The organism is Vagococcus luciliae, assembly GCF_024637875.1.
Taxonomy (GTDB): Bacteria; Bacillota; Bacilli; order Lactobacillales; family Vagococcaceae; genus Vagococcus; species Vagococcus luciliae.
This window is the reverse complement of record NZ_CP102451.1, coordinates 1,828,739-1,851,695: the sequence shown is the minus strand read 5'-3', so window position 1 is coordinate 1,851,695 and position 22,957 is coordinate 1,828,739. Positions and strand designations below refer to the sequence as shown.

Annotated in this window: 23 protein-coding genes; 19 read left to right on the top strand and 4 right to left on the bottom strand. The window is 34.8% G+C overall.

Going from position 1 to position 22,957, the window contains the following annotated elements; genetic code table 11:
• Positions 1-293: 293 nt before the first annotated feature.
• The 4 genes from G314FT_RS09000 (at position 294) to G314FT_RS08985 (ending at position 4,864) form a co-directional block, all read left to right on the top strand.
• Positions 294-1,820, top strand: coding sequence for an L-lactate permease (locus G314FT_RS09000; RefSeq protein WP_257700806.1), 1,527 nt, complete (start codon positions 294-296; stop codon positions 1,818-1,820).
• A gap of 110 nt (positions 1,821-1,930) precedes the next feature.
• Positions 1,931-2,689: a (Fe-S)-binding protein gene (locus G314FT_RS08995; protein WP_257700804.1), complete on the top strand. Its 759-nt coding sequence runs from the start codon at positions 1,931-1,933 to the stop codon at positions 2,687-2,689.
• Positions 2,689-4,161, top strand: coding sequence for a LutB/LldF family L-lactate oxidation iron-sulfur protein (locus G314FT_RS08990; RefSeq protein WP_257700802.1), 1,473 nt, complete (start codon positions 2,689-2,691; stop codon positions 4,159-4,161). The genes G314FT_RS08995 and G314FT_RS08990 overlap by 1 nt, the downstream gene beginning before the upstream one ends.
• The gene (locus G314FT_RS08985) at positions 4,154-4,864 is read left to right on the top strand and encodes a LutC/YkgG family protein (protein ID WP_257700796.1); all 711 of its coding nucleotides are present in this window, start codon (positions 4,154-4,156) and stop codon (positions 4,862-4,864) included. The genes G314FT_RS08990 and G314FT_RS08985 overlap by 8 nt, the downstream gene beginning before the upstream one ends.
• Before the next feature lie 35 nt (positions 4,865-4,899).
• On the opposite strand, the gene G314FT_RS08980 is transcribed toward G314FT_RS08985, so the two are convergent.
• Both G314FT_RS08980 and G314FT_RS08975 read right to left on the bottom strand, forming a co-directional pair.
• Entirely contained in the window at positions 4,900-5,883 is a 984-nt protein-coding gene (locus G314FT_RS08980; RefSeq protein WP_257700794.1) for a LacI family DNA-binding transcriptional regulator, read from the bottom strand.
• 16 nt (positions 5,884-5,899) lie between these two features.
• Positions 5,900-7,384 (bottom strand): sucrose-6-phosphate hydrolase, encoded by a 1,485-nt coding sequence (locus G314FT_RS08975; protein WP_257700793.1) that lies wholly within the window; start codon positions 7,382-7,384, stop codon positions 5,900-5,902.
• 223 nt (positions 7,385-7,607) lie between these two features.
• On the opposite strand from G314FT_RS08975, the gene G314FT_RS08970 reads away from it, so the two are divergent.
• Complete coding sequence (locus G314FT_RS08970; RefSeq protein WP_257700792.1) at positions 7,608-9,572, top strand: sucrose-specific PTS transporter subunit IIBC; 1,965 nt, start codon at positions 7,608-7,610, stop codon at positions 9,570-9,572.
• Positions 9,573-9,809: 237 nt separating this feature from the next.
• Here the strand turns inward: G314FT_RS08970 and G314FT_RS08965 are convergent, their stop codons facing one another.
• The gene (locus G314FT_RS08965) at positions 9,810-10,457 is read right to left on the bottom strand and encodes an amino acid ABC transporter permease (protein WP_257700791.1); all 648 of its coding nucleotides are present in this window, start codon (positions 10,455-10,457) and stop codon (positions 9,810-9,812) included.
• Positions 10,458-10,459: 2 nt separating this feature from the next.
• Positions 10,460-11,284 (bottom strand): transporter substrate-binding domain-containing protein, encoded by an 825-nt coding sequence (locus G314FT_RS08960; protein WP_257700790.1) that lies wholly within the window; start codon positions 11,282-11,284, stop codon positions 10,460-10,462.
• 207 nt (positions 11,285-11,491) lie between these two features.
• Here G314FT_RS08960 and G314FT_RS08955 point away from each other — a divergent pair, with 207 nt between their 5' ends.
• The 14 genes from G314FT_RS08955 (at position 11,492) to G314FT_RS08890 (ending at position 22,916) form a co-directional block, all read left to right on the top strand.
• Positions 11,492-11,668, top strand: a complete 177-nt coding sequence (locus tag G314FT_RS08955; protein ID WP_257700788.1) for a 2-hydroxymuconate tautomerase — start codon at positions 11,492-11,494, stop codon at positions 11,666-11,668.
• Between the two features lie 86 nt (positions 11,669-11,754).
• Positions 11,755-11,991, top strand: a complete 237-nt coding sequence (secG, locus tag G314FT_RS08950) for a preprotein translocase subunit SecG (protein WP_117972084.1) — start codon at positions 11,755-11,757, stop codon at positions 11,989-11,991.
• 82 nt (positions 11,992-12,073) lie between these two features.
• On the top strand, positions 12,074-12,817 hold the full coding sequence (locus tag G314FT_RS08945) for an alpha/beta hydrolase (RefSeq protein ID WP_257700786.1): 744 nt from the start codon (positions 12,074-12,076) through the stop codon (positions 12,815-12,817).
• 8 nt (positions 12,818-12,825) lie between these two features.
• The gene (rnr, locus tag G314FT_RS08940; protein ID WP_257700784.1) at positions 12,826-15,171 is read left to right on the top strand and encodes a ribonuclease R; all 2,346 of its coding nucleotides are present in this window, start codon (positions 12,826-12,828) and stop codon (positions 15,169-15,171) included.
• A 10-nt stretch (positions 15,172-15,181) separates the two neighbouring features.
• A complete protein-coding gene (gene smpB, locus G314FT_RS08935) occupies positions 15,182-15,652 on the top strand; it encodes an SsrA-binding protein SmpB (RefSeq protein ID WP_257700782.1) in 471 nt (156 codons plus the stop codon).
• A gap of 503 nt (positions 15,653-16,155) precedes the next feature.
• Positions 16,156-16,878, top strand: coding sequence for a F0F1 ATP synthase subunit A (gene atpB / locus G314FT_RS08930; RefSeq protein ID WP_257700774.1), 723 nt, complete (start codon positions 16,156-16,158; stop codon positions 16,876-16,878).
• A 37-nt stretch (positions 16,879-16,915) separates the two neighbouring features.
• Positions 16,916-17,128, top strand: a complete 213-nt coding sequence (atpE, locus tag G314FT_RS08925; RefSeq protein ID WP_071456694.1) for an ATP synthase F0 subunit C — start codon at positions 16,916-16,918, stop codon at positions 17,126-17,128.
• 66 nt (positions 17,129-17,194) lie between these two features.
• Positions 17,195-17,716, top strand: coding sequence for a F0F1 ATP synthase subunit B (gene atpF, locus G314FT_RS08920; protein ID WP_257700771.1), 522 nt, complete (start codon positions 17,195-17,197; stop codon positions 17,714-17,716).
• Entirely contained in the window at positions 17,709-18,248 is a 540-nt protein-coding gene (gene atpH, locus G314FT_RS08915) for an ATP synthase F1 subunit delta (RefSeq protein ID WP_158559326.1), read from the top strand. The genes atpF and atpH overlap by 8 nt, the downstream gene beginning before the upstream one ends.
• Positions 18,249-18,284: 36 nt before the next feature.
• Positions 18,285-19,823, top strand: a complete 1,539-nt coding sequence (gene atpA / locus G314FT_RS08910) for a F0F1 ATP synthase subunit alpha (RefSeq protein WP_257700767.1) — start codon at positions 18,285-18,287, stop codon at positions 19,821-19,823.
• A gap of 16 nt (positions 19,824-19,839) precedes the next feature.
• Positions 19,840-20,754, top strand: a complete 915-nt coding sequence (locus G314FT_RS08905; protein ID WP_117972091.1) for a F0F1 ATP synthase subunit gamma — start codon at positions 19,840-19,842, stop codon at positions 20,752-20,754.
• A gap of 21 nt (positions 20,755-20,775) precedes the next feature.
• Positions 20,776-22,179 carry a F0F1 ATP synthase subunit beta gene (gene atpD, locus G314FT_RS08900; RefSeq protein WP_117972092.1) on the top strand — a complete coding sequence of 468 codons (1,404 nt, stop codon included), beginning with the start codon at positions 20,776-20,778 and terminating at the stop codon, positions 22,177-22,179.
• Positions 22,180-22,197: 18 nt separating this feature from the next.
• Positions 22,198-22,617 (top strand): F0F1 ATP synthase subunit epsilon, encoded by a 420-nt coding sequence (locus tag G314FT_RS08895; RefSeq protein WP_257700764.1) that lies wholly within the window; start codon positions 22,198-22,200, stop codon positions 22,615-22,617.
• 56 nt (positions 22,618-22,673) lie between these two features.
• On the top strand, positions 22,674-22,916 hold the full coding sequence (locus tag G314FT_RS08890; protein WP_257700732.1) for a DUF1146 family protein: 243 nt from the start codon (positions 22,674-22,676) through the stop codon (positions 22,914-22,916).
• Positions 22,917-22,957: the final 41 nt, after the last annotated feature.

The window sequence follows — 22,957 nt, the reverse complement described above, 5'->3', positions numbered from 1 at the left end:
ATATACTCTTTTTGGTTATATCGTGATTAAGTTTTTAACTATCATATAGACGTTAAAGTGTTTTATATAATTATATATTAATTAGTTAAATTTAATAATTTAACGTTTACATTTATAAAAATAAAAAAAATATGGTTATTTTACTTTTTAATATGTTAAAGTGTATATAGTTATATTATTTATTTGTTATCTTATTTATTAGGTTATTTTTATTCTTTTATACCTAGTATTAGGATAGGAGGTGTCTTTGATTTAGTTTTTGTGTATTCTAAATTTAAAATGGAGGGTATAACATGGATTTATTGAAAACTTTTGTCGCAATTATTCCGATAGTATGGCTAATTTTATCATTGGGTGTTTTTCATATACGAGGAGATTTAGCTTGTATGATTGGATTTGTCGGCACGATTATTTTGAGTATAGTTGGTTTTGGATTCTCTTTTGTGCATAGTATCACAGCTGGTCTGGAAGGCGTTATGATGGCTTTTTGGCCAATTATTTATGTTATTGTATCTGCAGTCTTTATTTATAATATTAGTAAAGAATCTGGTGGTATGGATACCATCATGTCTATGTTGACATCTTTAACAAAAGACATGAGAATCTTGGTTTTATTATTAGCATGGGGGTTAGGTGGCTTTTTAGAAGCTGTTGCAGGATTTGGTACAGCAGTAGCGATTCCAGCAAGTATTTTAGTAATGCTAGGTATGGAACCGATAAAAGCTGCGGTAGTTTGTTTAATTGCCAATACTTCTCCAACAGCCTTTGGAGCAGTAGGGTTACCAGTGACTACATTAGCAAAAGTAACAGGACTTGATGTGGTGCAGGTATCTTATTTTGTTGCTGTTCAATTATTTGTTTTGATTATGTTGATTCCGTTTGTTCTAGTGTACATTACTGATGGCCGTGGGATGAAAGCTTTTAAAGGAGGCGGTGTATTACCTGCAACTCTTCTAGCTGGGTTAACATTTGCTGTACCTCAAATTTTTATTACTAAATATATGGGACCAGAATTGCCATCAATTGTTGGCTCATTAGTATGTCTTTTAACGTTAGTAATTATCACAAAAATTCAAAAAAATGGTGCTGAAAATGAAGTGGAATCATCAACTAGCACAAAGGTTAAAGCATGGTTACCATTTATTTTTGTATTCTTTTTAATTATTTTTAGCTCATCATTATTCCCATCAATTAATAGTGCATTGGCAAGTGTAAAAACAAGTTTACATATTTATAATGGTCCAAATGCTAAACCACTTGATATTGACTGGTTATCTTCCCCTGGTACGCTCATCTTTTTAGCAAGCTTTTTAGGTGGAGCTATCCAAGGACTATCATTTGGGAAAATGGTTGCTATTTTATGGGATACTATCAAGCAATTAGGAAAAACAATTATTACAGTTTGCTCAATCGTTGGGTTATCTAAAGTCATGGGATACAGTGGCATGATTGATACCATTGCTGTAACGTTAGTTGCTTTAACTGGTCCATTTTATCCAGTTATTTCACCAATTATCGGGGTGTTAGGAACGTTTATCACTGGTAGTGATACGTCATCAAATGTGTTGTTTGGTGACTTACAAGTACAAGCAGCTAATACGTTGAAAATTAATCCATACTGGTTAGCAGCTGCAAACATGGCTGGTGCAACTGCTGGTAAAATGATTTCGCCACAAAGTATTGCTATCGCGACCGGGGCAACAGGTTTAGATGGTGAAGAAGGAATTATTCTTAAAAAAGCGATGTTTTATTGTCTTTTATATACAATCGTTTTATGCCTCGTTGTTGTTGGTGTAGGGAAAATGATGAATTACTTATAAAAATAGTATAAAAACAGTAAAAAATTGTTTGTGAAAGTGTTTGAATTTGTCTGAAAGTGGTAAAATAAGGTTGTATTAAAAAAAACAAGTTGTTGCTTGGAGGAATCAGAATGAGGGTAAGCATATTTACTAGCTGTGTCGTCGATTTAATGTTTCCAAATGTTGGAATTGCCATGGTCGAGGTACTAGAACGATTGGGATGTGAGGTAGATTTTCCAGAAAAACAAATTTGCTGTGGTCAACCAACGTTTAATAGTGGTTATGAAAAGAAGAGCAAAGCAACACTAATCAATCAATTAGAAGCTTTTGAAAAATCAGACTATGTTGTAGGTGGAGCGGGTTCTTGCGTTGGTATGTTACGTGAGTATCCTGAATTGTTGAAGGACGATGATGTGTATTATCCTAAAGCAGTTGAATTAGCAGAGAAAACATACGAATTTAGTCAGTTTATTTACCGAGTATTAGGACTAACAGATGTGGGTGCGTGTTATGAAGGCAAAGCAACCTATCATCGTTCTTGTCACATGACACGTCTGTTAGGAGAAAGAGACGCACCATTTGTATTATTGGATAATGTTGAAGGCTTAGAAATGATTCCATTAGGCCATATTGAAAATTGTTGTGGTTTTGGTGGAACTTTCTCAGTGAAAATGCCAGAAATATCTGAGCAAATGGTGACAGAAAAAATGAATGATGTCATTAACACAGGAGCTGATACTTTAATTAGTGCTGATATGGGGTGCTTGATGAATATCGGTGGTAAGTTTAATCGAGATGGTAATCCGATTAAAATCATGCACATCGCAGAAATATTAAATTCAAATGTCGATACTAGTCGAATTCAATTATCTAGCGAGGTGGCAAACTAATGGGATTAACAACAAGTACAAAACCATTTAAAGAGCGATTAGAAGATAGTAAAAAAGATGTGTTTATGCAACAAGCTGTCGCTAAAGCACAAGATACTCAATGGGTAAAACGTGAAGGTGCTCGTGACAAATTAGGTAATTGGCAAGAGTGGCGTGAGTTAGGTGAGAGCATCAGACAACACACAATCGCTTATTTGCCAGATTATTTGGAGCAATTTAGTGACAATGTTGCCAAACAAGGTGGGCACGTTTATTTTGCTCAAACAGCAGAAGAAGCTAATGAGTACGTTAAACAAATCGTCTTAGATAAAAAAGCAAAAAAAATTGTTAAATCAAAATCAATGGTCACAACAGAAGTCGATGTTGATCCTATGCTGTTAACACTTGATGGCGTGAGTGTCATGGAAACTGACTTAGCAGAATTTATTTTGCAAATGGATGATTGGGATGAACCATCACATATTGTGTTTCCAAGTATTCATAAAAATAGAGAACAAATTCGTGCGGTCTTTGAGAAAAAACTTGGCTACAAAGGGGATAATGATCCAGTAAATTTAGCTAGATGTGCTCGTGAAGTTATGAGAAAATTTTTCCTTGAAGCAGAAGTTGGGATTACAGGTTGTAACTTTGCAATTGCTGATAGTGGTATGATTAATTTGGATACAAATGAAGGAAATGCTGATTTGACGATTAGTATTCCTAAAACACAAATTGTCTTAATGGGAATGGAACGAATTGTCCCAACGATGAAAGAAGCAGAAGTGTTGGATAACTTGTTGGCTCGAAGTGCGGTTGGTCAAAGTTTAACCACTTATGTGACGTTTGCTGGACAAAAACGAGCAGATGAATCAGATGGACCAGAAGACTTCCATGTGATTATTGTGGATAATGGTCGTTCGAATGCGTTAGGAACAGCTTTTCAACCAGTCCTACAATGTATCCGTTGTGGCTCATGTTTGAATGTGTGTCCTGTTTATCGTCATATTGGTGGACATGGTTATGGGTCTATTTATCCAGGTCCAATTGGTGCTGTCTTATCTCCAGTATTGGGTGGATACAAACAGTTTGGTGAATTACCTTACGCATCAAGTTTGTGTGGTGCTTGTACAGAAACTTGTCCTGTTAAAATTCCGTTACATGAATTATTAATTGAACATCGTAAAGTGATGACAGATGATTTGAAAATGAAACATGGATTTGAAGATTTCCAAATGAAAGTCATTGGTAGTGGAACTGCCTCACCATTTTTATTCAATTCAGCCATTCATATGGCACATGGTGGAATGGGTGTATTAAGCAAAAAATCACCAACCTCCGTTACAAATATGTACCAGTTTGGTGGCTTTATCAATAAAGGTCCTGGACTTGTAAAAGGTTGGACAGATGTGAGAGATTTACCAAGACCACCTAAATACAAAGATAGCTTTAGAAAATGGTTTAAAGATCATAAGGCAGGTGCGGACAATGACTAATATTCATAATCGTGATAAATTTTTAGCTAACTTACATGAAAAACTAGGGACAACGCCTTTAAATGTTGCAGAACATCCTTATATTCCTGTGAATGATTTGCCTCAAACACATCTAGCAGATAAGGATGTAGATGAACTGCTTGGCATTTGTAAAGAAAAAGTCAAAGATATTCATACCGAGTTGTTAGATATTCCATCAAATGATTTACATAGTACATTGAAAAAATTGATTGAACGATCAGGAAATGGCAATATTTTGTTACCGAGAGATGATCGCTTTTCTAAAGAATTATTAGATTTTCTTGAAACAGAATATAGTTCTGCTATTTCTTATTGGGATGAAGGAGAAGAATTTCGTGATAGTAATATAAAAAAAGCAGAAGAAGCCAATGTTGTGATTGCTAATGCTGATTTTATGTTGGCGGAATCCGGATCAATTGTAGTGGAAACAGCACCTGGTCAAGGCCGTTCACTACACTTTTTACCAACACACTATATTTCACTGATTAAAAAAAGTAGCATTGTGGCTCGCTCGACACAAGCAGCCGATTATTTTGCTGAAAAAATTGAAAAAGGAGAGTCTGTCGGCTCAGCTATTCATTTTATTTCAGGTCCATCAAACTCTGGTGACATAGAGATGCAATTAGTGGTTGGACTTCATGGTCCTTTAAAAATGTACTATGTCGTATTGAATGATTTATAAACAAAAAGCATGTAGAATTCATTCTACATGCTTTTTTAAATAGTTTTTCCTTGAATAAACGAGACAGGTAAAAAATAATAAGGATCAAATAATTTTTCAGGATTTTCAATTCGTTTCATTAATAAATCGATTAAAATATCAGCAAAATCATCCATTGGTTGAGCCATAGTAGTTAATTGAGGAAAATATTGTTGAATAAACATTGTCCCATCGTAGCCAATTAATTTTAAATCATCAGGTACTGCTACACCTAATTCTTGACATTGATTGTAAACGAGTAAAGCAGTCAAATCATCGGTGCAAAATAATCCATCAATTGTTTCGTTTTCTAGGATTCGTCTAATCTCGATATTTTTAAGAGCAACAGATTGATACGTTTGTTGAAATTTAAAAATCTTAGAGGGCAGTTGATGTTTTTCCATAAATTCTAGGTAGCCATTTAAACGACGATTTGTTGGTGAATTTGATTTTTGTGATCCTGTTAACATGGCAATATTTCTAGCGCCTTTCATAAATAAAGCTTCTGTTGCTAAATATCCTCCTTGAAAATTGTCGCTACCAACAATTGGAATCCCATCTGCTAACTGTCGATCAAATGAGACGATGGGTAAATCAATGTTTTCGTATTCTTTGATACCAAGATTGTGAGCTCCAGCGATAATCCCATCTACTTTATTTGCTGCTAACATATTGATGTAGTTTCTTTCTTTTTCTTTATTATTAGCACTATCGCAAATAATACATTTGTAACCTTTCTCGAATAATCGCGTTTCAATTTTATCAATTAATTCACCATAAAAAGGATTAGAAACAGTTGGAAAAATTAATCCAATTAATTGTGTTTGTTTACCTTGAAGGGATCTGGCTAAACTATTTGGTTGATAGTTTAACTCCTTCATCGCTTGATTGACTTTATTAATTGTTTTTTGGCTTAGAGAGCCATAGTTGTTAATGACACGTGATACAGTTGTTGGCGATACGCCAGCTTTTTTTGCAACATCTGTTAATTTAATTGCCATTGATGCTTATCTTCCTTTATCTATTTGTTTGTCGTAGTTCGTAATAAGTGATAGAAGAAGGAACATCGGTATTAATAGTAACATGTGTATGATTTGCTTCAGCTTCTGGAAAGACACGAGCAGTTGCTACTTGTTCACCATCATTAATAAAGACTTCCACTAATGATTCATCTACAAATATTTGGAGAGTTAAAGGTTTTTGGCTAATAGAAAACTCTCTTGTTTCTCCGTATTCTCTTGCAAAACCATTCCCTATATGACTACGATCGATAATCATTTTACCACAAGTTGTATCAAAGGAGATACTTAATCCGTTTTCTCCATTTTCTTGAGTCATTAATTTAATTTGACCCTTTTCAGAGTCATGGCAATCAATCTCTAATTCATAACAATTTGTTTTTGCATCGTAATGTGTTGTTTGGCTTTCAGGTAATTTTATGCTATTTAGACGCAAAGCTTCTGTTTCTTTTGCGGGTAGTTGATATAGTTTATCATCTTTAATAATTAGCTCTTTAATAATGCTTAAGCAATGAGCCCAACCATAATCATCTGTCGGATAATTCACTTCAGGTAAACCAATCCAACTTACTGCTAAGACACGACCATCAGGACTATTAAATGCTTGTGTGGCATATACGTCAAACCCTTCATCTAAATTTTTTAATTCTGTTGGATTAGTAATGGCGTTAGTTTCTAAATCATAATTATCGCCAATAATATACATATTTGGATAGATATTATCATAATGACAAATGGATTTATCTAAACCTTGTGGACAGAAAATAAGCAACGCTTTGTCATTAGAAAAAACAAGGTTTGGGCATTCAACCATATATCCCATTGGTTCGTCAGTAAAATTTAACTCACCATTTAAAGTCCAATGTTGTAAGTCCTTACTAGTATAAGTTAGTGCTTTTCCTTTATTATCAGTTGTCTGAGCACCGATAATCAATAGATAGCCATCGTTAAATGGAATGATTTGCGGGTCTCTAAAATCATGAGAAAAACCAACAGGCGGGTGATCAATTAAGGGTTCATCGATTTTTGTAATGTGATTAGTTGTATCCATCCATGCACCGAGTTGGTAAGAACGACGTTGCCAATTATCATCACGCACATTTCCAGTGTAAGCTAGTAATAATTTATCATTAACTGGTAAGGCTGATCCTGAATAAACCCCGTGACTATCAAAAAGCGTATCAGGTTCTAATGCCAAACCTTCATACTTCCAATCGATTAAGTTATCAGAGGTTAAATGAGCCCACGATTTAACACCATGAACAGGTCCGATTGGATAGGCTTGATAAAATAGTTGCCATTTTCCGTTGAAGAAAGAAAAACCATTTGGGTCATTTAATAAACCTGTTTTAGGTTGGATATGATAACCTAATCGCCAGGGCGAACGAGTGACAGTTGTAATCAATTCTTCTATATAGTCAGTGTCCCAATCATTATATTTTTTGTATCTATCAGGTGTTGTCCATTCTTTTTTTAAAACCATAATGTTCCTCCTAGTAAGCGTATTCGATACATAAATAGTAAGGTATTTGCTCTTTTTTGTCAAACGTATAGCAATTTAAAAGGTACTTTGTTTCTAAGTAAATATTACTAAAAAAATATATCATGAATATTTTTGATAAACGTTTGACATTTACAAAAAAAGATGACATAATCTAAATCAAGAAAAGCGATTACATCATAAACATTTTGTAGGAGGAGAAACAATGGATTACAAAAAAGTCGCACAAGAGATAAACGATGCTTTAGGGCAAGATAACTTACAAGCAGCCGCTCATTGTGCAACCCGTTTAAGGTTAGTGTTAAAAGATTCTGGTAAAGTGAATCAAGCTGCTTTAGATAATATTGATGCAGTTAAAGGAACGTTTGAAGTAAATGGTCAATTTCAGATTATTATTGGGGCAGGTGAGGTGAATAAAGTCTATAAAGAATTAGTTGCTTTAACCAATGTTAAAGAAGTATCAACTTCAGAAGTTAAAGAAGAGGCAGCGACTGGAAAAAAACAAAATCCAATCATGGACTTTATTAAAGTATTATCTGATATTTTTGTTCCAATTGTTCCAGCGTTAGTTGCTGGTGGTTTGTTGATGGCGTTAAACAATGTCTTAACAGCTGAACATTTATTTGGCCCTCAATCAGTTGTTCAAATGTATCCGGTATTACAAGATTATGCAGGAATTATTAATTTATTAGCTTCAGCACCGTTTGCATTTTTACCAATACTAGTTGGGTTTTCTGCAACCAAACGTTTTGGTGGTAATCCATATCTAGGAGCGGCCATGGGTATGGCGATGGTTATGCCAGATTTAGTAAATGGGTATGGTGTAGCGAATGCTATCGCAGATGGTACAATGAATTATTGGCATATTTTTGGTATGGATGTTGCACAAGCTGGCTACCAAGGATCTGTTTTACCAGTTTTAGCAGTATCATGGATTTTAGCTACTTTAGAAAAATTTTTCCATAAACGTATTTCAAATGCTTTTGATTTTACATTTACACCGATGCTAGCATTGATTATCACAGGGTTCTTGACTTTTATGTTTGTAGGACCTGTCATGCGTGGTGTGTCTGATGGATTAACTGATGGCTTAGTATGGTTATATGATACAACAGGAGCAATTGGGTTAGGAGTATTTGGTTTATTTTATTCACCGATTGTGATTACTGGTTTACACCAAAGTTTTCCAGCCATTGAAACGACTCTTTTAGCTGAAGTAGCTAAAACTGGCGGTTCATTCATCTTCCCAGTCGCTTCTATGGCAAATGTGGCACAAGGTGGGGCAGCTTTAGCCGTGATGTTTTTAACAAAAAATGAAAAACAAAAAAGCTTAGCAACTTCAGCAAGTATTTCAGCCTTACTTGGTATTACAGAACCAGCCATTTTTGGGGTTAACTTAAAACTTAAGTTTCCATTTATCTGTGCAATGATAGCTTCAGCCGTTGCAACAACATTTATTGGATTCTTTCATGTTTTAGCTGTTGCAATGGGGCCAGCTAGTGTAATTGGTTTTATCTCAATTGCACCAAAATCTATTCCTTATTATATGATTGGGATTATTATCAGTATTGTAGTTGCTTTTATCACAACTTATTTATATGGTAAGAAAAATGGCCATCTATTTTCAGATGCCACTGTATCTAGTGACACTAATAATACAGCAGTAGAAATAAATGAAGATCCTGAAGAAAGTATTGAATCTGTTCAAGATGATGTGTTAGAATCACCAATTGCTGGTGAAGTCGTTCAATTGAAAGATGTTAACGACCCTGTATTCTCTCAGGAAATGATGGGAAAAGGGATTGCGATTTCTCCAAATGATGGCAACGTGTATGCCCCTGCTGATGGTGAGTTAACTATTGTATATGATTCAAAACATGCGTACGGTATTATGACAGATAAAAAGGCAGAGGTATTAATCCATATTGGGATTGATACAGTGCAATTAAATGGTGAAGGATTTACAACTGAAAAAACAAGTGGTGACATAGTTAAAAAAGGTGATTTATTAGGAACCGTTGATTTAGAATTATTAAAAGAAAAAGGCTATGATTCTACTGTTATGATGATTGTTACTAATACCAATGCTTTTAGTAATGTTGAAGCATTAAATAAAAAAGAAGTAGCAGCTAAAGAAGATTTGTTAGTTGTGACACAACCAACTGAATAATTTGAGAAACTCTTGTTATTGGGCCTGATAAGTTGGCCTAATAACAAGAGTTTTTACATAGGAAGGGTTATTTTGATGGTTTATTTTAGGTATCTGATGTGTTTTTTCACAATATAATTTAGGTAGACAAAATGGGGTCGTGAGAAAAAAGGATATTGTCGATAGTAGGACTAATTAATTCAGACAAAAAAAGCATGCCCTATTTTTTTAGGGAATGCTGTTATTTTAATTAGAAAGCTACGATAATATAGGAAATCTTTTTTCTAAAGCATATTGAATTTTTTCAATGATTATACAAAGTCCCCAGTAAATACAAGCGACTAAAAAGTACATGGATAAGAAATTAAATTCTCTTCCACCAATAATTTTTGCTTGCTGAAAAATTTCAGATACCGTAATCATTGCTGCTAGAGAAGAGCCTTTTACTAAATCAATCGCGACATTGCTCATAGGACCGATGGCAATTCGGATGGCCTGAGGCATAATGATTTCTCGGATGATTAACAATTTTGGCATACCTAGAGCCTTGGAAGCCTCCCACTGCCCTTGGTTGACACTACTCATGGCACTACGAAAAATTTCAGATAAAAAAGCGCTACTAGTCAAACCAAAACACAGAATACTCGCTACAATAGGATTTAGTTGCATAGGTAAACCAAAATATAAGGCAAAAAGTAAGACAATAGCAGGAATACCCCTAAAAAATGACGAGTAAATAATTAGAAATTGGTTGATTACTTTATGATTGAGTAATCGTAATAAATAAATCAAACTCGCTAGAATATTCCCTAGAAAAAATGATGCGATACTGATTAATAAAGTATAAGGTAATCCTTTTAATACAAAGGGGATAGACTCAACCAGTAATTTTGTATCAATTATCATGGCTATTCAACCTCAATTGTTTTTGAAATGGTGACAGATGGCTTTTTAGAAATATCCTCGCCATAAAATGATGTGGCAATTTTTGCTAAAGTTCCATCTTTTTTCATATCAGAAATCGCTGAATCAATATCTTTTTTTAACGCTGTATTGTCTTTGTTTATAACAAGTCCTGAAGATGAAGGGTTAAAATAAACATCTTCTAATATTTTTACAGGCATATCAGGTAGGGCAGCAACAGCTATTTTTTGTAAATAGTAGTCATTTAAGATGACATCTGTACGTCCTTTAACTAAGTCGGTCATGTATTGATCATTTGTTGCGTTGTCGTAATTCACTAATGTAGCACCTAAAGACTCGGCTATTTTCATATAAGTTGTAGAGGCTTCTCCAGCTGCTTTTTTTCCTTTTATATCGTCTAAAGAGGCAATACCTGAATTATCTTCTTTTCTAACAACCATGCTACCAAATGAATACTTGATAGGTTCTGATAAGCTAAATTTTTGTTCACGTTTTTTATTGATTGAAAAATCATTTGCTGCCACGTCAGCTTTATTGGTTTGAACAGCAGATAACATTCCATCAACGTTAAACTCTTTAAAGGTTACTTTTTTATTTAGTCGTTTTCCAATTTCTTTTGTTACTTCTATATCATAACCTGTGAGTTCGTTTTTATCATTATAGTAAGAACTTGGAAACAGTGTACCAGATGTGGCAACAACTAATTCATCCGATTGTTTCTTGCTTGATTCAGTTGCGTTCTTTTCACTTGTACAACCACCTAAAATAAATAATAAAGATGCAGATAGAATAAGTAATGTTTTTTTCATGGTGTCTCTCCTTTTGATGTTTAATGCATGTATGAGTATAGTGAGAGTTTATGTTAAAATCTATTTGTTTGGCTTACTATCCCTACTTTTAGTCAAAAATAAGGTTAATAGGGCGAAAATAGAAACAATATTGTCCTTTTAAAATTTTAGACTTATTATAAGGGAATTTGTTATAATAAGATAAAAGAATAAAAGGAGTGTTTTAATATGCCACTTGTCCATATTGAATTATTAGAAGGAAGATCACCAGAACAAAAAGAAGCATTAGTAAAAGACGTGACAGAAGCCATTGTTAAAAATACTGGAGCAAAAACTGAAAATGTACATATTGTTATTTCTGATATGGCAAAAGGAAACTATGCGGTAGGCGGTAAGATGAAATAATCTTCCGTTTGTTTCGTACTGGTATTATTGAAAAAGGTATGATAAAATTGAGCAGATGATTAGAGATCAAGATAAGGAGAGTTAATATGTATCAATTTCTATTAACCCTAATGTTAGTTTTATCCATTTTAATTATTATTGCTGTGATGATGCAACCAAGTAAGCAAAATAGTGCTGCTAGTGCGTTTTCAGGTGGTGCAACTGAATTATTTGGTAAAACAAAAGCTCGTGGGTTTGAAGCATTTATGAAACGTGCAACAACGGTTATGGGTATTGCATGGGTTGCAGTGGCTATTGCGCTTGCGTATTTGTCATCAAAATAATGTTAATGTATCTCCTGTTATGACAGGAGATTTTTTTATTGTTATAATGATTTAGCAGATATGTTTGGAAGGAGTTAAATAAATGAAAATAGAACCATTTTATTCAAAAGTAAGCAATAAAGCTGTGTTATTATTGCATGCTTATACAGGAAGTTCAAATGATGTCAGAGCATTAGCTAGAAGAGTTGAAAGAGCAGGTTATTCTGTTTATGCTCCAATGTTTACAGGTCATGGGACAAACGATCCAATGGATATTTTAGAACAAACGTCTGATGTATGGTGGCAAGATGCTAAGCGTGCGGTAGACTTTTTAAAAGAAGAAGGGCATACACAATTTGCTGTATTTGGTTTATCAATGGGTGGATTATTTGCAATGAAGTTGCTTGAAACTTATCCTGATTTATTTGTTGGCGGAGGAGCATTTTCTTCTCCACTTGACCCAACGGATGCAACCAATATTTATCCTAATTTTTTGAAATATTGTGAATACCGTTATGATCAATTAAATCTTTCAATAGAAGAAAAAACACAAAAAATTGATACAATAAAAGAACCTTTAGATACTCAACTAAAGGATATTAGTGGAACAGTCCAAACCGTTTATGCCGGATTACCTAATGTAGAAAAACCAATTTTTCTTGCACAATCAGCCAAGGACGAAATGGTACGTGCAGAAGGGGTTTATGATGCGGCAAGAGATATGAAAAAGGCGTTTGTTGAAGTACACTGGTATCCAAATAGCACTCATGTCATCACAGTGAGCCATGATAAAATTCAATTTGAACAAGATGTGGTTCAATTTATTCAGAAACTATCATGGGAATAGGAGGAAGTATGAGAAAAACATTAAAAGAAACAATTTTAGAGACAATGACCTCTAGTAAAAAAAAATCATTTTCAGTCGAACAATTAGCAGAAATGCTAGATTTACAAAAAAGCAATGATTTTAAAGAATTAGTTCAAGCTATCGCTCAGATGGAAAGAGAGCAACTTGTGACGTTTAATCAAAAAGGAAAAATAAAAATAGTGACAAAAGACACTGTTTTAGAAGGTGTGTTTCGTTCAAATGAGCGTGGGTTCGGCTTCGTAACGGTCGAAGGTGAAGAATCGGATGTGTTTGTCAGTCGAGATGATACGTTTTATGCTCTGGAAGGGGATAAGGTTGAGATAGAAGTTTTAAAACCTGGTAATCCATTAGAAGATCAAGCGCCAGAAGGAAAAGTAGTTAAAATAATCGAACGTGGCATGAGTCAAGTTGTTGGGATTTTTACGCTCTTTACTGAAAGCGAGCAGCAAGAGACCGGTCTTTATGGTGTGGTAACGCCAAAAGATAAAAAGCTAAGTCGCTATAAAGTCTTCATTGCATCAGAAGGTTTATTACCAGAAGATGGTAGTGTTGTTTCTGTTGAGATAACGCATTATCCTGAAGTCGGCTATACTAATAGCTTTGAAGGATTAGTGAAACAAGTTATTGGTCACAAAAATGATCCAGGGATGGATATTTTATCAATTGTGTTACAACTAGGAATTCCAACTGATTTTGATGAAGCCACATTAAAACAAGCAGAAGAATTACCAGATGAAGTATTAGAAAGTGAATTACTGCATCGGGTGGATTTAAGAAAAGAAGTGGTTGTCACAATTGATGGAGCGGAAGCAAAAGATTTAGATGATGCCGTTCGGGTTGAAAAATTAGACAATGGCAATTACTTTTTAGGTGTGTATATTGCAGACGTGTCACATTATGTGACAGAAAATAGCCCGTTAGATGCTGAGGCAAGTGATCGCGCAACGAGTGTGTATTTGACTGACCGCGTCATTCCGATGTTACCTAGAAAATTATCAAATGGTATTTGTTCACTTAATCCAAATGTAGATCGCTTAGCCATGGCATGTGAAATGGAAATAAATGGTGAGGGGGATGTTGTCTCACATGATATTTTTGAAACAGTGATTCATTCAACGGCTAGAATGACCTATGATGAAGTGAATGATATTATTGAAGGAACGAATGATGACACAATCAAACAATATAGTGAACTTGTTCCAATGTTTCATTTGATGAATGAGTTACACGAAATTCTAGAGAGCAAGCGAGCAAATCGTGGGGCAATCTCGTTTGAAGATAGAGAAGCCTATATTGTGGTAGATGCAGAAGGTCATCCGATAGATATAAAATTACGTACAAGAAAAGCAGCTGAAAGACTAATTGAGTCCTTTATGTTAGCTGCAAATGAAACAGTCGCGAAAACTTATATGGATAAACAATTGCCATTTATTTATCGTATTCATGAGCATCCAAAAGAAGAAAAAGTTCAGCGTTTCTTAGAATTTATGACAAATTTTGGTATCATGGTAAAAGGGAAAAAAGATGCGGTATCACCAAAAGAGTTGCAACGAGTGTTAGACCAAGTGAATGGACGACCAGAAGAACCGGTTGTGAGTATGATGTTACTTCGCAGTATGCAACAAGCAAAATATTCTGAAGATCCGGTGGGTCATTACGGATTAGCCGCAGATGACTATACCCATTTTACTTCACCAATTAGACGTTACCCTGATTTAATTGTTCATCGATTAATCAAGTCATATGAAAAAGAAAAAGTAACAGATAAAATCAAGCAAAAATGGGACGAGTTAATTCCAGAGATTGCTGATCATAGTTCTAAAATGGAGCGACGAGCAGTTGAAGCTGAGCGTGAAACCGATAAACTGAAGAAAACAGAATTTATGCAAGATAAAGTTGATGAAGAATTTGATGGTATTATCACATCCATTACTAAGTTTGGTATGTTCATAGAATTACCTAATACAATAGAAGGGTTAGTTCATGTTAATCAGTTGAAAGATGATTATTATCACTTTATTGAAACTCATATGGCGTTTGTTGGTGAGCGAACAGGTAAAGTATATAAAATCGGTCAAAAAGTTCGTGTGAAATTAACTAAAGCGGATGTTGACACACGAGAAATCGATTTTGACTTGTTATCAGCGGAACCATTGACCGAAAAAATTGAATTACCGAAAAAAAATAAAAAGTCATCTTCATCAAATCGACGCAAAGATCAAAAAAAATCATTTGGCAAATCAGATGATTCTAAAAAGGGAAAAAAAGGCAAGAATGGTAAAAAACCTTTTTATAAATCTGTAAATAAAAAACCGAAGAAAAAGAAAAAGTGAGGGATGACTCATGCCTAAAGGTGAAGGAAATTTAATTGCTCAAAATCGTAAGGCTCGTCATGATTATACAGTATTTGAGACTTTTGAGGCAGGTATTGTGCTTCAAGGAACCGAAATAAAATCCATTAGACAACGTCGTGTTAACTTAAAAGATGGTTTTGCTAGAGTTCGTAATGGAGAAGCCTATCTAATGAATGTTCATATCAGCCCTTATGAACAAGGAAATATTTTTAATCACGACCCATTAAGAACGCGAAAATTATTGCTTCATAAGAAACAAATCATCAAAATTGAAACAGAAATGAAAAATCCTGGCGTGACGTTGATTCCATTAAAGCTATACATTAAAGATGGTTTTGCTAAAGTGTTACTAGGATTAGCAAAAGGGAAAAAGCAATATGATAAACGAGAAGATTTAAAACGAAAAGATATGAACCGCGAAATTAACCGAGCTTTGAGAGACAAACAACGTACATTTTAGTCGTTGTTTGTCTTTTTTTGCCAAGCATGTTAGCATAGGGGTGTAGATAAGGATGTTGTTCCTTATAAATGCTCGGAATTTCTGAGCTGATGACACTTGCTAAAGTGAATTATCAAACGACCAAAGTTTAATTCTTTGTGTAAAGATAATCATTTTGGTAGGTGTCTTTATGCTTTTTTTATGGAGGTGACTAATTAGGGGATAAAAAGTAAGGCTTTTTAAAAACAACTAGGTTAAAAAAGAGGTTAAATTTCATTATTCTGAGTATGTTTTAACCGAGTTTTCATTTGTCAATTTTTTTGTATGAAAGTTGTGAGAATTCTACCGATTTACTTTGTGTTATTTATCATTTGGTGGTATTATAGTTTCGATAGTAACAGTCTATCAAGGTATTCCTATGTGGAAAAATGTATGCATCAAAAAACATTTTTTCATACACTGTTACAGAAGCTAAAAAACTTCTGAATTTGTTTCAATATTTAGAAGAAAAGGGGTGAAATGTGGTGGAAGAAAAATCCTGGTTGTTTACCATTGGAGGTTTAACATTTGATGGAACGGTCGTAAGTATGACTATATTAACTTGTTTGATTGTCTTTGGATTAGTGTATTTTTGTACACGAAACTTAAAGCTTAAACCTACTGGTAAACAAAATGTCATGGAAGCACTCGTTGACTTTGTTCGTGGTATCGTAGGTGATAACGTTGAGAAGAATGAAGTAAAAGAGTACCATTTATTGGCATTTACTTTTTTCATGTTTGTACTAGTATCAAATACTTTAGGACTCATTACAAAAGTGACTTTATTCCCAAGTGATATATCATTATGGAAGAGCCCAACCGCTGATCCAACCGTAACATTAACACTCGCATTTATTGCGATTATTTTGGCTAATTATTATGGGGTCAAAAAACAAGGTGTTAAAGGTTACTTTGTTAATAGTTATATGAAACCAGTCGGCTTTTTATTACCAATCAAGTTAATAGAAGAATTTACTAATGTATTAACGCTTGGTTTACGTCTTTACGGTAATATTTTTGCAGGTGAAGTGTTACTATCGTTAATTGCAGGGTTAGGATCAAGTAGTCCAACGAAATTTATTTTGGCTCTGCCACTTGAAGTGATATGGCAAGCCTTTTCGCTTTTCATTGGTGGAATTCAAGCATTTATTTTCGCTACTTTATTGATGGTTTATATCTCACATAAAGTAGAAGTAGAAGAAGTATAAGTAAACGTATAAAAACATTTTTAGGAGGAGAATTGTTATGCAATATATTGCAGCAGCTATCGCAGTTTTAGGAGCTTCTATCGGAGCAGGTTATGGTAATGGTAAAGTTATCTCTAAAACATTAGAATCAATGGCACGTCAACCAGAATTATCAGGTCAATTAAGAAGTACGATGTTTATTGGGGTTGCCTTAATTGAAGCGATTCCTATCATTGGTGTCGTTATTGCCTTATTATTATTATTTAAATAACATATACAAGCAAGGGTTAAAAAGTTGTAATTAAATGAAAGTCAGGGAAGGATGTGTCGTAATCACATGATGAATCAATTAGTGATTGCAAGTTCTGGACAAACAACGTTTAGTACCATTTTATTTGTCTCTGTTTCATTTCTTGTATTGTTATTAGCGTTAAAGAAATTTGCCTGGGGACCTCTAACAAAGATGTTAGACGAACGAGAAAACAAAATAGCTGGCGATATTGATAGTGCAGAACAATCAAAAATAGACGCTGCTAATTTAGCCAAACAAAGAGAAGTGGAATTAAAAGAAGCTCGTACTGAAGCACAAAGTATTATCGCTCAAGCAAAAGATGTTGCTGAGAATAATGCTCATGCGATTATTGTAGAAGCTCAAGAACATGCAACAAGAATGAAAAAACAAGCCCAAGAAGATTTACGTCTTGAAAGAGAACGTTTATTGGCGGATGCTAAAAAAGAAGTCGCAGACTTATCTGTTGAAATTGCTTCTAAAATACTTAAAAAGGAATTGTCAGCTAGTGCTCATCAAGAGTTGGTTCAATCAAGTATTGATAAGCTAGGAGTTGATGACAATGAATAAGAAATTTAGTGTCGCAAGAACTTATGGTAAAGCATTATTTACCGAAGCAACTCAACTAAATATGATAAATGAAATCTACCAAGAGTTATTACAACTTAGAGAAGTTTATCATGAAGTACCAGATTTAGGCGATATACTATCAGATGATCGTTTATCAATTTTTGAAAAAGTTAATATTGTAAAAGATTTAGAAAATAGTTTTAGTGATACATTGGCCAAATTTATCCATACTGTTTATGATTATGGTCGTATGAATGAAATGCTTGATATTATTGATGAGTATGAGCATCTTTATTATGATCAATTTGGTATCATTGTAGTAAATGTAACCACAGCTGTTGCATTATCACTTGAACAAAGACATGACTTAGAAAAACGTTTGGCAAAACAATTTCATGCAAATAAAGTTGTTTTACGACCAAAATTAGACCCAAGCATAATGGGTGGAATGATTGTCGAATCAGAACATCGAATCATTGATCAAAGTGTGAGAACAGAATTAAATAATATTCATGCTAAATTATTGGCTTGATGTTTATGTTTAACGACAAGGTGAGAGGTGAGATACATGAGTATAAAAGCGGAAGAAATTAGTTCGCATATTAAACAACAACTTGCTAAATACGAAGAATCGTTAACAGTAGATGAAGTTGGAACAGTTTCCTATGTTGGTGACGGTATTGCTCGTGCTTACGGATTAGAAAATGCCATGTCGGGAGAATTATTGGAGTTTGATAATGGTGTTTATGGTATGGCTCAAAACTTGGAAAATGATAGTGTCGGTATTATCATTTTAGGAGATTTTGAACAGATACGTGAAGGCGACAAAGTAAAACGTACACGACGTATTATGGAAGTACCTGTTGGTGAAGCATTAATTGGACGCGTGGTTAATCCTTTAGGACAACCTATTGATGGTTTAGGAGATATTGCTACAACTAAAACACGACCAATTGAAGCAGCAGCCCCTGGTGTTATGGCTCGTAAATCAGTATCAGAACCACTACAAACAGGATGGAAAGCAATTGATGCATTAGTACCAATTGGACGTGGACAACGTGAGTTAATCATTGGTGACCGTAAAACTGGTAAAACCACAATTGCTATCGACACAATTTTAAATCAAAAAGATCAAGATATGATTTGTATTTACGTTGCGATTGGTCAAAAAGAATCAACTGTACGTAATCAAGTTGAAATCTTAAAAAAATATGGTGCAATGGATTATACAATTGTTGTATCTGCTAGTGCATCACAACCAGCCCCATTACTTTACTTAGCACCTTATGCTGGAGCAAGTATGGGTGAAGAATTTATGTATAATGGAAAACACGTATTAGTCGTATATGATGATTTATCAAAACAAGCAGCAGCTTATCGTGAAATCTCATTACTATTACGTCGTCCACCAGGTCGTGAAGCGTTCCCTGGGGATGTCTTCTACTTACATTCTCGTTTACTTGAAAGAGCAGCAAAATTGAGTGATGAATTAGGTGGCGGTTCTATGACTGCCTTACCATTTGTTGAAACACAAGCGGGAGATATCTCTGCTTATATTCCAACAAACGTTATTTCTATCACGGATGGACAAATCTTCTTAGAAAGTGATTTGTTCTACTCAGGTGTTCGTCCTGCGATTGATGCTGGGTTATCAGTATCACGTGTTGGGGGTTCTGCTCAAATTAAAGCAATGAAAAAAGTTGCTGGGACACTTCGTCTTGATTTGGCAAGTTACCGTGAGTTAGAAGCCTTTACTCAATTTGGTTCTGATTTGGACGAGGCAACTCAATCTAAATTAAACCGTGGTAAACGAACTGTTGAAGTACTAAAACAAAATGTGCATGAACCATTGGCTGTTGAAAAACAAGTCTTAATTCTTTATGCCTTGACTCATGGATTTTTGGATACTATTCCTGTAGTAGATATTTTACGTTTTGAACGTGAATTATTTGAATACGTGGATAATAACTATCCAGCAATCTTTGATACTATCCGTACAACAAAAGGATTACCAAATCCAGAAGATATGGATAAAGCAATTGATGAATTTAAAGGGATTTTTAGTTCTAGTGAATTCTCTGTTGCAGATGAAGTAAAACAATCTTAGAAAGTGGTGATTGAACATGGGCGGCTCACTTATTGATATTAAGAAGAGAATAGCTTCAACAAAAAAGACCAGTCAAATTACAAGTGCCATGCAAATGGTCGCAGCTTCTAAATTGACGAAATCTGAACAATCATCAAGACGCTTTCAAGAGTATGCTTCTAAAGTAAGAAGTATGACAACTCATTTGGCTTCTTCACAGTTAACTGCGATAGATAATTCTGATTTCTCTGGTTTTGAGCAAGAGATGGAAATGTATCAGCAAATGCTTATTGCTCGACCAGTTAAAACAGTTGGATATATTGTAGTAACTTCTGATAAAGGTTTAGCAGGTGGTTATAACAGTTCAATTTTAAAAAACATGTTAGAAATCATCAAAAAAGACGAAGAAGACGGCATGAATGTGGTGTTAATGGCTATTGGAGGAACAGGTTCAGATTTCTTCAAGCATCGTGATTTACCAGTAGCTTATGAATTAAGAGGATTGAGCGACTACCCAAGTTATAGTGAGGTAAGACGTATCGTAAACTCTGCTTTACAAATGTATAATAGTGAGATGTTTGATGAATTGTATGTATGTTATAACCATCATGTTAATACACTATCCTCATCATTTAGAGCAGAAAAAATCTTACCAATTGTTGACTTAGATGCTAAAGAAGCTGAAACGTACGAACAAGAGTATACTCTTGAACCTTCAGCAGACGCTATTTTAAATACGTTACTGCCCCTTTACGCTGAAAGTTTAATATATGGAGCAGTTTTAGATTCTAAAACTGCAGAGCACGCTGCCCGTATGACTGCTATGAAGAGTGCCACAGAAAATGCGACAAATATCATTGATGATTTGACCATTTCTTATAACCGAGCACGTCAAGCAGCCATTACAGAAGAAATCACAGAAATTGTTGGTGGAGCAGCTGCTTTAGAATAATGACGGGGAGGAATTGTTGAGATGAAAGTAGGAAAAATAGCCCAAGTCATTGGTCCCGTTGTTGACGTGGCTTTTCCATTAGACCAAGCATTACCTGATATAAATGATGCGTTAATCGTTTATAAAGCTGGAAGTAAAGATAAAGTTGTGTTAGAAACAACTCTTGAAATTGGTGATGGAATCGTTCGAACAATTGCAATGGAATCTACAGACGGACTACAAAGAGGAATGGAAGTTCTTCATACAGGAGGTCCTATCAGTGTTCCAGTTGGTCCTGAAACATTGGGTAGAGTCTTTAACGTATTAGGTGAAACTATTGACTTAGGTGAACCTATTGGAGACGAAATTGAAAGAGATAGTATTCATGCAAAAGCACCTGCTTTTGATGAATTAAGTACAAACTCTGAAATATTAGAAACAGGAATTAAAGTTATCGATTTACTAGCTCCTTACTTAAAAGGTGGTAAAATTGGACTGTTCGGTGGTGCTGGAGTAGGTAAAACAGTGTTAATTCAAGAGTTGATTAACAATATTGCTCAAGAATTAGGTGGGTTATCAGTGTTTGCCGGTGTCGGTGAACGTACACGTGAAGGTAACGACCTTTACTTTGAAATGAAAGAATCTGGTGTTATCAAGAAAACAGCCATGGTGTTTGGACAAATGAACGAGCCACCTGGTGCCAGAATGCGTGTAGCTTTAACTGGTTTGACTATGGCAGAATATTTCCGTGATGAAGAAAAACAAGATGTGTTACTATTTATTGATAACATTTTCCGTTTTACTCAAGCAGGTTCTGAAGTGTCAGCTCTTTTAGGACGTATGCCTTCAGCTGTTGGTTACCAACCAACGTTAGCAACTGAAATGGGACAATTACAAGAACGTATCACTTCGACAAAAGATGGATCAATCACATCAATTCAAGCGATTTATGTTCCTGCCGATGACTATACTGACCCAGCTCCAGCAACAGCCTTTGCGCATTTGGATGCAACAACTAACTTGGAACGTCGTTTAACAGAACAAGGGATTTATCCAGCGGTAGATCCGTTAGCATCATCATCAAGTGCCTTAGAGCCAGATATTGTTGGTGAAGAACATTATAAAGTGGCCACAGAGGTTCAACGTTTATTACAACGCTATAAAGAATTGCAAGACATTATTGCGATACTTGGTATGGATGAGTTAAGTGATGAAGAAAAAGTAGTAGTAGGACGTGCTAGACGTGTCCAATTCTTCTTATCACAAAACTTCCACGTGGCTGAGCAATTTACAGGACAACCTGGTAGTTATGTACCATTGAATGAAACAATTAAAGGATTTAGAGCAATCTTAGACGGCGAATATGACCACTTACCTGAAGAAGCCTTCAGAAGTGTTGGGCGCATTGAAGAAGCAGTTGAAAAAGCAGAAAAAATGGGCTACTAACAAGGAGGGAAAGTCATTATGAGTACCTTTATGGTTAATATTGTTACGCCAGATGGATTGATTTACGAGCACGAAGCAAAATTTTTGGTTGCAAATACTCAAGCAGGTTCGCTTGGTATTTTGCCCAAACATTGCCCGTTGATTGCCCCTTTAAAAATTGATGCTGTACGGATTGATAGAGAAGAAAATGTTAACGACTGGGTTGCAGTAAATGGTGGCGTTATTGAAGTGCGTGACAACGTGGTTTCAATTGTTGCTAACAGTGCTGAAACAGAAGAAAATATTGATATCTCACGAGCTGAACAAGCTAAGAAGCGTGCAGAACAAAAAATTGAAGCTGCTAAAAACGAGCAAAATCAATCGATTGATATGGCTAGGGCTGAAATAGCACTCTATCGAGCGTTAAATCGGCTTAATGTGGCGAATAAAAGAAGGTAAAGAAACATTTGTTTCTTTACCTTCTTCTCTTTTATAATGGAAGTGGAGGTGAGGATATGTCAGTTTTTGGAATTGATGCGTTAGTTAGGATCTTGAGCCATTTTATTTTTATTTACTTAACCTTTTGGACATTAAATTCGTTGCGACTTGATGTTTTATTTAAAAAAGGAATACAGTATGATAGACAAATCCGTTTAGCTTATGTTTTTTTATCTGTAGCAATTGGGTTTCAAGTGAGTAACTTCTTTTTAGAGGTAATTTTTCTAGTGCGAAATTTTTTTGAAGGAATTGTTCTCTAAGAAAATTATTAGGAAAATATGAATGAATTTCTTTTTCCATA